Here is an 8,537-nt window from a genome sequence, read left to right as displayed (position 1 = left end):
CGTGGCCCGTGGCCTGCTCGACGACCCAGTGGGCCACCTTCTCGCCGTTGCGGCCGGGGCGGGTGCTGCCGAGGATGATGCCGATCCTGGTCATGGTCGCAATGTCCTGATCTGTGGGTACGTGAGGGTACATGGAAAAGTAACTTGAAGCTTCAAGTCGTCTCACCGTACACCCGACCGACTTGAAGCTTCAACTTATTCGGCTAGCGTGGGCCGCATGACGATGAATCTGGACGAGTCGCGGGACCGCGAGGCGGCGGAGCCGCGCTGGCTGCGCAGCGACGAGCTCTCCGCGTGGATGTCGATGGCCCGGGTGCTGACGCTGCTCCTGCCCGCGCTCGAACGGCAGTTGGAGCGTGAAACCGACCTGAACTGGATGGAGTACCACGTTCTGGCGAGGCTTTCCGAGCAGGAGGGCCACACGATGCGGATGAGTGGGCTGGCCGGCCTCGCGAGTGCCTCGCTGTCGCGCCTGTCCCACGTGGTCAAGCGCCTGGAGGGGCAGGGTCTGGTCCGTCGTGAGACCGACCCGTGCGACGGGCGGTACACCAACGCCGCCCTCACGTCCGAGGGCTACGGCAAGCTCGTGGCCTCCGCGCCCGCGCACGTCGAGAGCGTCCGTCGCCTGGTCCTCGACCCGTTGGAGCCCGGTGAGTTGCAGATCCTCGGAGCGGTCTTCGACCGCATCTTCGCGGCCGTCGACGAGGTCGATCCCTGCCGCTGACGCCGGCGGGGCGTCCTGGTCCCCGCGCGGCGGGGCTCGCTGGTCCGTGATTGCTTGAAGCTTAAAGTCATGTGTTAGGTTAAGTTGAAGCTTCAAGTTGGAGCTCTGGCTGCCGGGCCTCGCCCGCCGCCGGACCGCACTGTCGCATCGGCCCCCGCCGGCCGACCACGGAAAGGAACACCCATGCCCGATTCGGTCACCGTCCAGCAGCCTCGCGCCCAAGCCGCCTTTGCGCTCGGACATGGCACCGGCCGGCATCGAGGTCACCCCTCCGAGGAGGACGTGCCGTCGCTCCCGGTCGTGGCGACGGCCGGACACGGCAGGCACCGTCGGTACTCTCACGTCCCGCGTACCCGGCCCGTCGTGCGTTCCGGGACGCCCGGCATGCGCGACGACGAGCGCTTCGAGAGGGAGGTGCTGTCCCTCCTCGGCCTGTCGTACCGGGCCGCGCTGTCCATGACGGGCCATCCCGACGACGCCGAGGCCCTCGTCCTGGACGCATTCGAACGGGCCTACCTGTCCTTCCCCGACGTGCCTCCGGATGCGGACCTGAAGTGCTGGATGCGGCGGATCCTCACCGCCGCGTACTTCGATGCCGGCCTCCCGCGCCACGGCGTCGAGCTGCCCGATCGGACAGCCACCCCGGCCCACGTCGGCCAGGACACCGACATCGCCGCCCTGGGCATCACGGTGACGACCGACGTCCACAAGGAACTGCAGCCGTGCTGAACCGCCACAGTGCGCGATCGCGCCACCGACGCGCTGTCCGGGACGGGCGAAAGCGCTCGCATCCTCCGCGCTCTGCGCAATCGACCACCCACCCGCCCGTCCGGAGTGACGGCCCCCGACGGGAGGCCGCCGCGCCCCTCGTCCCCGGTCCGCGACCCGGAGGGCGGCCGCGGCGTCCCGGAGTCACGGACCGCATCAGGTACGGCGTCCGGCACATCCGCCGCCTGCTGCACGACGGCGTGAGCGGCGGCTTCCGCCACCTGGCGCGGTCGGCCGCCGCTTCCTCACGCCTTCTGGCACGGACGGGCATCGTCCTCGCCGCCGTCGTCGGCTATTTCGCCGTCCGGGGCCTGACGCACAGCTCCCGGGCCGAGGCGCTGCGCAATGCCGCACGGATCGAGGGCGCGGAGCACCTCCTGCGCCTGGACAGGGAGTTCTGGCTGCAGGACCACGTGGTCCACGAGCACGCCGTCACCCGCATCCTGAACTGGATATACATCTTCGGCCACTGGCCCGTCATCGCGCTCACCCTGATCTGGCTGCTGACCCGGCACCCCGACCTGTACGTCCGGGCGGCTGGCGCGATGCTCGTGTCCGGGACCGCCGGCCTCATCGCGTTCGCCGCGTTCCCCGTCGCGCCACCCCGGCTGGCGGGTCTGGGCATGACCGACACGGTCACCCAGCAGTCCGCGGCCTACCGGCTGCTGCAGCCCCCGGCCTTCACCAACCAGTACGCCGCGATGCCCAGTCTCCACGTCGGCTGGAACCTGCTCATGACGCTGGCGATCCTCGCCGCCACCCGCAGGGCGTGGCTCCGCGTCATGGCCGTGACGCTCACCGTCGCCATGGACACCGCCGTGGTCCTGACCGCCAACCACTACCTGCTCGACGCCCTCGCGGGCGCCGCACTCGCACACATCGGCTGGTACGCGGCCGGGCAGTTCCAGCACCACCGTGACCGGCGCGGCACCAGTACGGCCGACTCCAGCGGCCTTCCGCCATCCGGCGCGGTGCTGCCCGTACAGGCCGACCGGCGGTCACGGGCGGCGTCCGCGCCCGGGTGGGGGACGCAATAGCGGGCCAGGCGCTGCACCCTGCCGCGCGGCCTGCCCTCGGGCGACGTCCGCGCAGGTCGGGCGGTGAGATCCACGACCAACCGGCTCGGGTGCCGGCACTCGCCCTGGCGCCCGGCCGTGACGGACGTCGCAGGCCGTCACGTCCCCGTGACCGACGAGTCCGTCCGGCCCGAACGGATTTCCCGACCCGCGGTTCCCGGGTGCGGCAGGCTCCACCCAGAATGCCTTGCATGAAGATCCTCACCATCGACGAGATCACCGGCTCGGAGACGACCGCCTACGGCAGCCGAGGTGTCCGACGGGTCCTTGTTCACGGCGGGGGCGGTTCCGCTGACGTGAACATCATGCATGTGGCGCCAGGTGGACGCCTTGGGCGGCACGCGGCGCCGGTGCCGCAGGTCCTCCTCGTCACGGAGGGCCAGGGGTGGGCCAGCGGCGCGGACGGTGAACCCGAGGCCCTGACGAGAGGGCAAGCCGCCTGTTGGGCCGCGGGCGAGGAGCACGAGACCTGGACCGATACCGGTATGACCGTACTCATCGTCGAAGCTCAGTCGCCGGTCCTGGAGAGCATGTTGGGGGAAGCGGCTCGGGGACAGCAGGAGTCCGGAGCTGTGGAGGGCACTTCTGTGCGCGTTCCGAGTGATCCGGTCAGGCCGTAGGCGCGTCCGGCCCCGGCTTTCGTTTCACGTCGGTCACCTCCACGGTCTCCGTCTCGGGAACCCCGAACGCTTCGACCGTCACCCCCCTGCCGGCGGCGGTGATCTCAAGGGCCAAGTGGCCTCCCATGAAGCGCAGATCGATCCTTGCCCGGGGCGCGCCCGCGGGATCCGGCATCCGGCGGATCTGTGACGCCGGGTAATCCAGGTCCGCCAGCTTCTGCTCAAGTGCCTGATAGGCGGTCGTCCTGGTGTTCTCGAACGCCTCGGTCACGCGCTCGGCGTGCTCGTCGCCCTCGCACTTCTCGATGCCGGTCAGCGTCACTTCCTGGGCCGGCTCGGGTTGAGTGGAGTCGGGGGTCGCCTCCGGCGGCCCGGGATCATCGAGGGGTACCGGTATGTCCCCCACGGCGTCGGGGACCCCCGGCGGGGTCTCGCCCGGGCCGTACACCGGCGTGGGCTCATCCCGCCCACCCAACACGTCCTCGGGTTCGGGCGGGGTGTCGCCGCCCTTGTTGCCGGCGGCGCCCGGTGCGCAGCCTTGCGCGACGCGGGTGATCAGCGCGAGGAAGCGCATCTGGGCATCATCGTCGCCGGACAGGGCGTCCTGCCGGGGTGCGGGGGAGACGGCGTGGTCTGCGGCGGTCTGAACGGTGGCGGTGGTCCGGGCGGCGCAACCGGACAGGATCACGCAAGTGAGTGCGGTCACCACCAGCAGTGGCTTTGCGAGAGATGTCGATGGCATGCAGGCATCGTGGAGGGAGCTGACCGATGCTCACATGAGTACGCGTACTCACCCTTCGCCCGGCTCGTACCCAGCTCCGACGCCGATGTCCGGCGTCGGCGTCGAGATCGGAACGGCCGGGGGCGGCCGCGTCCGGGCCGCCCCCGGCGTCGCCCTCGTCTACCAGGGAACGTCCCCGTTCTCGTCCTGGAACGTTCCCGTCGGCCCGTCCGCGTCGAGAGTTGCCAGACGTACGACGACCCTGGCGCTCTCCTCCGGCGTCCTTCCGATTCCGAACGCCGCGGTCAGGTCGGTCGCGGTGGTGCCGGGCTCGACCGCGTTGAACTTGATGCCCGGCTGGGATTTGGCGTACTGCACCGTGAGCATGGTGGCCGCGGCCTTGGACGCGGAGTAGAGCGCCAACGGCAGGTTGAACTCGGGCCGGTCCGGATTGGTCACCGCCCAGAAGGACCCGGCACTGCTCGAAACGGTGACCACGGTCGGGTTCGAGGACTTGCGCAGCAGGGGCAGCGCCGCTTCCGTGACGCGCACGACGCCCACCGCGTTGGTGTCGAAGGCCCGCAGCGCCGTGGGGCCGTCGGTGACTCCGTGCCCCAGGATGCCCGCGTTGTTCACCAGGACGTCGAGCCGCCCCTCGGCCGAGTCGATCGTCGCCAGCGCGGTGCCGACCGACGCGTCGTCGGTCACATCGAGCCGCACGAAGCGTGCGCCGAGCGCGGCCGCGGCCTTCTCGCCTCGTTCGACGTCGCGAGCGCCGATGTAGACAACGTGCCCCAACGCCAGAAGCTGCCTGGCTGTCTCGAAGCCGATGCCCTTGTTGGCCCCGGTGATCAGTGTGACGGTCATGCGTTTCCTCACGAGTCATGCGGCCCGAGCGGACCGCTTGGTGATGTTCGGACGGGTCTTTGCGTTGCCGGCACCGGTTCCGCGGGTCAGCCGGTCAGCTGCCGGAGAAGTCCGCCGGCGTCGTGCAGGGCGGTCATGTGCACGAACCGTCCGTTGCGGACCTGGTAGACGGCGTATTCGACGATCTCGAACGAGGCGCCGGTGGGAGTCACGCCGAGCCATTCCTTCACCGGCGTACCCGTGTTGACCAGACGGGCGGCCAGCCGGTCACCGTCGAAGAGCAGTTCCTTGAGCTCCCAGTGGAGGTCCGGAACCGCGTCCACGTCATGCCGTTGAACCGCGATGAGATCGTCCCGGGTGGCCGGCTCGCCGTTCAGGGTGGTGCGGTCGTCGATGAACTCGTCCATACCGTCGAACTCGTGTGCGTTGAGCGCCTCGATGTAGCGCAGGTAGAACGCGCGCAGATCGCTGTCGGACATGGGATGGCCCTTCTGTGGAGCGGTTCCCGACGGGAGCCGCGACCGGACGCCGGGTGAGACGGGACGCCCTCCATGGCCTCCCGGGCAGTGCCATGGGGGCAGCCCTCCTCGATTTCTGTAGCGATCGCTGCCGAAGTCGAACGTTAGCACTTCCGCAGTGATCGCTGCAGAAGCGGTAGGCTGCGGGGGTGGAGACGAGACAGAGCGGCCCGATCGGCCGACCGCGAGGATTCGACGCGGACGAAGCTCTCGAGCGGGCCATGCTGGTCTTCTGGAGGCACGGCTACGAGGGCGCCAGCACGTCCGGCCTGACGAGCGCGATGGGCATCTCCACGACCAGCATGTACGCAGCCTTCGGCAACAAGCAGCAGCTGTTCCGCAAGGTCCTGGAGCGCTACACCGAGGGCCCGAGCGCCTACCTGGCCCGGGCCATGGAGGAGCCGACCGCCCACGCCGTGGCCACCGCGATCCTGGCCGGCACCGTTCGCACCACCACCCGCCCGGCCCACCCCCATGGGTGCCTGGGCGTCCAGGGCGCCCTGACCACCAGCGACTCCGGGCAGGAAGTCCGTGACCTCCTCGTCGCCTGGCGCAACAACGGCTACTCCTGCGTCCGGGAGCGGTTCCAGCGAGCGATCGACGAGGGCGACCTGCCTCCGCAGGCCGATCCCGGGCTACTGGCCCGCTACCTCACCACCTTCGCCTACGGCCTCGCCGTGCAGGCCGCGAGCGGTGTCGGCCGCGACGAGCTCCAGGAGATGGCCGACGCCTTGCTGCGCAACTGGCCGCTCTCCTGAGATCTGCCCGGGCGTGCCACGGCCGGGCCGCCTGCCCCCGTACGGCGTCGCGCACCGGTGAATCGTCCGTGAACGGACGTTACGGGGGCCTGTCGTGCCGGAACAGCCGGGCGCTCCCGGAATTCCTGGGGGCCGGCTGCGGCGGCAAGTGCCGTGCGAGTGATCCACGACCGCTTGAGCACAGGGCAATCCATCGAGGGTCTGGACATGCGAAGGCACCGGCAGGGTGGCCGGGGCTTCGGCGGACTGTCAGAGGTGGGTGGCGGTGGCGTACGTCGATCCTGATGCCGGTGTGCAGGACGAACACCTCTTCGACCCGGTCATGCGCTTGTAGCGCCGGTGCGGCAACTTCTTCGCTCCGGCGAGCAAACTTTCGTATGAGCGTGATTCGTTCACGTCGGGACGGTAGCGACGCCTGCGGTACGGGCGTCGCGCAATGTGGGAAGCCTCAGCTCGGCCGGGGAGTTGGTGCTTCGAGTACAGGTGAGCGCTCCTTCGTCGGCTACGTCGAAACGGGTGAGCCGGGGGCGCGAGGTTTCCTGGCCGTCCACCGTCCCACCGTGCTCGTAGCAGTGCCGGGATCGGTGTCGAGGAGGACTTCTGCTCGGTGGGCACCTGCTCGGTGGACTTGGCGCGGTCGGCCGGGGAGGCGCCGAAGCCGATCGACTCACGGCCGAAGATCGAACTGTGCGCGGGGGTGTGCCGATGCTGCAGCGTGGGGTAGTCGGTGGTGAACCCGGCGAACTTCTGCCGGAGCAAGCGCCCGATTGAGTGCGCCCAGGTCGGCGGTGCCCCATTGATCGGCGGGTGGGCGGGGGGTGCACCGGCGGGTGGTGTCGAGGCGGGCACGGCCGAGCAGTTCGGCGAACGAGCCGAAGGCAGCCCCGTCATGTGTCACCGTCCGCGGTGGACTGCTTCGCGCACCCGCTCGGACAGGTCAACGGCGCACCCGATAGCGCAGGTGAAGCACCCGGTTGCCCTGAATCACCACGTCAGGATCCTCCAACAGGTGCTGCGCGTCGGCCGACCCGAAGTAGCGCTTGCCGGACGCGAACACGACGGGTACGACGTCCATGCGCACCTCGTCGATCAGGCCCGCGGCAAGCACCTGGCCACCGACGTCGCCGGCGGCGACCTCGACGATGCGGTCACCGGCGAGCTCCTGCGCCTTGGCCACGGCTGCCTCGACGCCGTCGACGAAGTGAAACGGCGCCCCGGGGTCCCAGCCCTCGGGCTCCGGCCGGTGCGTCACGACGACCACGTGGTCGATCCCGCCCGGCGGTTTCCCGTCCCAGCCGTCCGTCAGGTCGAAGACGTGGCGGCCGACGATCGTGACCCCGATCCGGTCCCAGTACGGCCGGGTGTAGTCGTAGGACGTCTGTGACACCGTGAGCACGCCGCTCTCGTCCAGCGGGACGTCACCACTGGACAACCAGTCGAACAGCGGTCCGGGCTGGTCATCCTCGTCCGCGACGAAGCCGTCCACCGACACCGAGCTGTACATGACCACCTTGCCCACGGGGCACTCCTCTGCTTCGGGATGCCCCAAATTAGCGTGCCGTGGCTGCCGCGCAGGTGAGAAATCAATCGCGGGCGGAAGCAGGACGTCCGGTGCGTGGCCGGGATGTCCGCGCGGGAACCGCCGGCCCGCCGTGGCGCGGGTGAACCGGCGTTGGATGCGCGAGCACCTGCCGCCGCCGGCGCTGGAAGCGCCGCGTTCGGTTCACCTTCCGGATCCCGCCCCGTTCGCCAGCAGCATCCGGGCGCCGCACCGTGCCTCGCGGGCCGGAGCGGCGCTGTGCTGCACGGCCGCCGTCGCCACGGCGCCCTCCACCAGGAGGTAGACGGCGTTCGCGACCGCGGGGGAGTAGCCGGATGCGGCGACGATGCCGGTGACCAGGGCGCGGAACGCCCGTTGATGGTGGTGCACTTCGGCCGCCACGACCGCGTTGGTGGGCCCGAGTTCCCCGTACACGTTCATCCACGGACAGCCGCGGAAGTCCGGTTCGTGGAACCACTCGTCGAGGTAGTCGAAGATCGCCAGCACCCGCGGACGCGGCTGGTCGACATCCGCGACGCGGTCTTCGATGGCGGCCATCATGCGGTCGTGGCGTCGCCGCAGGAACGCGACGACGAGGTCGTCCTTGCTGGGGAACAGCTGGTACATGCGCTTCAGCGGGAGGTCGGCCGCGGCGCGGACCTCACTCATGTTCACGGCCTGGATGCCGCGCGCATAGAAGACCTGCTCGGCCGCGTCGAGCAACTGCCCGCGCATGACCTCCTGGGCCGCTGTCGTCGATGGCACGGGACCCCTCTTGCTGGTGAGAACAGGCGTTCTCTAGACTACAGGCGACAGTGAGAATGGATATTCTCGCACCGGTGCGGCTCGGGAACCCCGCCCTCCCCGGTACCCGGGTCGCCCTCGATCGGCAGGAACCACCAGCATGAGCACGCAGAGCCCTCCCGCACCGGCCGGCCCAGGCAT

At 69.9% G+C, this 8,537-nt stretch carries 10 protein-coding genes; 5 read left to right on the top strand and 5 right to left on the bottom strand.

Annotated features, from left to right (window positions below; all coding sequences use genetic code 11):
* The first annotated feature begins 217 nt into the window (after window positions 1-217).
* From ACIP98_RS37000 to ACIP98_RS36985, 4 genes are all read left to right on the top strand, one after another.
* Complete coding sequence (locus ACIP98_RS37000; protein ID WP_401980578.1) at window positions 218-724, top strand: MarR family winged helix-turn-helix transcriptional regulator; 507 nt, start codon at window positions 218-220, stop codon at window positions 722-724.
* Window positions 725-907: 183 nt separating this feature from the next.
* The gene (locus ACIP98_RS36995) at window positions 908-1,453 is read left to right on the top strand and encodes an RNA polymerase sigma factor (RefSeq protein WP_401980576.1); all 546 of its coding nucleotides are present in this window, start codon (window positions 908-910) and stop codon (window positions 1,451-1,453) included.
* A 239-nt stretch (window positions 1,454-1,692) separates the two neighbouring features.
* Window positions 1,693-2,529: a phosphatase PAP2 family protein gene (locus ACIP98_RS36990; protein WP_401980573.1), complete on the top strand. Its 837-nt coding sequence runs from the start codon at window positions 1,693-1,695 to the stop codon at window positions 2,527-2,529.
* Between the two features lie 230 nt (window positions 2,530-2,759).
* On the top strand, window positions 2,760-3,188 hold the full coding sequence (locus ACIP98_RS36985; RefSeq protein WP_401980570.1) for a cupin domain-containing protein: 429 nt from the start codon (window positions 2,760-2,762) through the stop codon (window positions 3,186-3,188).
* Here ACIP98_RS36985 and ACIP98_RS36980 read toward each other — a convergent pair.
* The 3 genes from ACIP98_RS36980 to ACIP98_RS36970 all read right to left on the bottom strand — a co-directional run bounded on the left by ACIP98_RS36980 (window position 3,178) and on the right by ACIP98_RS36970 (window position 5,255).
* Window positions 3,178-3,897: a hypothetical protein gene (locus ACIP98_RS36980; RefSeq protein WP_319665228.1), complete on the bottom strand. Its 720-nt coding sequence runs from the start codon at window positions 3,895-3,897 to the stop codon at window positions 3,178-3,180. The genes ACIP98_RS36985 and ACIP98_RS36980 overlap by 11 nt on opposite strands.
* A gap of 192 nt (window positions 3,898-4,089) precedes the next feature.
* Entirely contained in the window at window positions 4,090-4,776 is a 687-nt protein-coding gene (locus ACIP98_RS36975) for an SDR family NAD(P)-dependent oxidoreductase (RefSeq protein WP_319665226.1), read from the bottom strand.
* Window positions 4,777-4,862: 86 nt separating this feature from the next.
* Window positions 4,863-5,255: an ester cyclase gene (locus tag ACIP98_RS36970; RefSeq protein WP_319665224.1), complete on the bottom strand. Its 393-nt coding sequence runs from the start codon at window positions 5,253-5,255 to the stop codon at window positions 4,863-4,865.
* A 188-nt stretch (window positions 5,256-5,443) separates the two neighbouring features.
* On the opposite strand from ACIP98_RS36970, the gene ACIP98_RS36965 reads away from it, so the two are divergent.
* Window positions 5,444-6,052: a TetR/AcrR family transcriptional regulator gene (locus ACIP98_RS36965; RefSeq protein WP_319665222.1), complete on the top strand. Its 609-nt coding sequence runs from the start codon at window positions 5,444-5,446 to the stop codon at window positions 6,050-6,052.
* 937 nt (window positions 6,053-6,989) lie between these two features.
* Here the strand turns inward: ACIP98_RS36965 and ACIP98_RS36960 are convergent.
* Window positions 6,990-7,571, bottom strand: a complete 582-nt coding sequence (locus ACIP98_RS36960) for a dihydrofolate reductase family protein (RefSeq protein WP_401980568.1) — start codon at window positions 7,569-7,571, stop codon at window positions 6,990-6,992.
* Window positions 7,572-7,775: 204 nt separating this feature from the next.
* Complete coding sequence (locus tag ACIP98_RS36955; protein ID WP_319665218.1) at window positions 7,776-8,357, bottom strand: TetR/AcrR family transcriptional regulator; 582 nt, start codon at window positions 8,355-8,357, stop codon at window positions 7,776-7,778.
* Between the last annotated feature and the right edge of the window lie 180 nt (window positions 8,358-8,537).

Source organism: Streptomyces sp. NPDC088354, assembly GCF_044753585.1.
Taxonomy (GTDB): Bacteria; Actinomycetota; Actinomycetes; order Streptomycetales; family Streptomycetaceae; genus Actinacidiphila.
The sequence above is the reverse complement of the archived record's forward strand: the minus strand, read 5'-3'. Positions and strand labels throughout refer to the sequence as shown.

What these genes read in the sequence shown, in the direction of transcription:
- ACIP98_RS36985 (WP_401980570.1), top strand. Translation starts at nt 2,760, where the DNA reads ATGAAGATCCTCACCATCGACGAGATCACCGGCTCGGAGACGACCGCC.
- ACIP98_RS37000 (WP_401980578.1), top strand. Translation starts at nt 218, where the DNA reads ATGACGATGAATCTGGACGAGTCGCGGGACCGCGAGGCGGCGGAGCCG.
- ACIP98_RS36975 (WP_319665226.1), bottom strand. Translation starts at nt 4,776, where the DNA reads ATGACCGTCACACTGATCACCGGGGCCAACAAGGGCATCGGCTTCGAG.
- ACIP98_RS36995 (WP_401980576.1), top strand. Translation starts at nt 908, where the DNA reads ATGCCCGATTCGGTCACCGTCCAGCAGCCTCGCGCCCAAGCCGCCTTT.
- ACIP98_RS36970 (WP_319665224.1), bottom strand. Translation starts at nt 5,255, where the DNA reads ATGTCCGACAGCGATCTGCGCGCGTTCTACCTGCGCTACATCGAGGCG.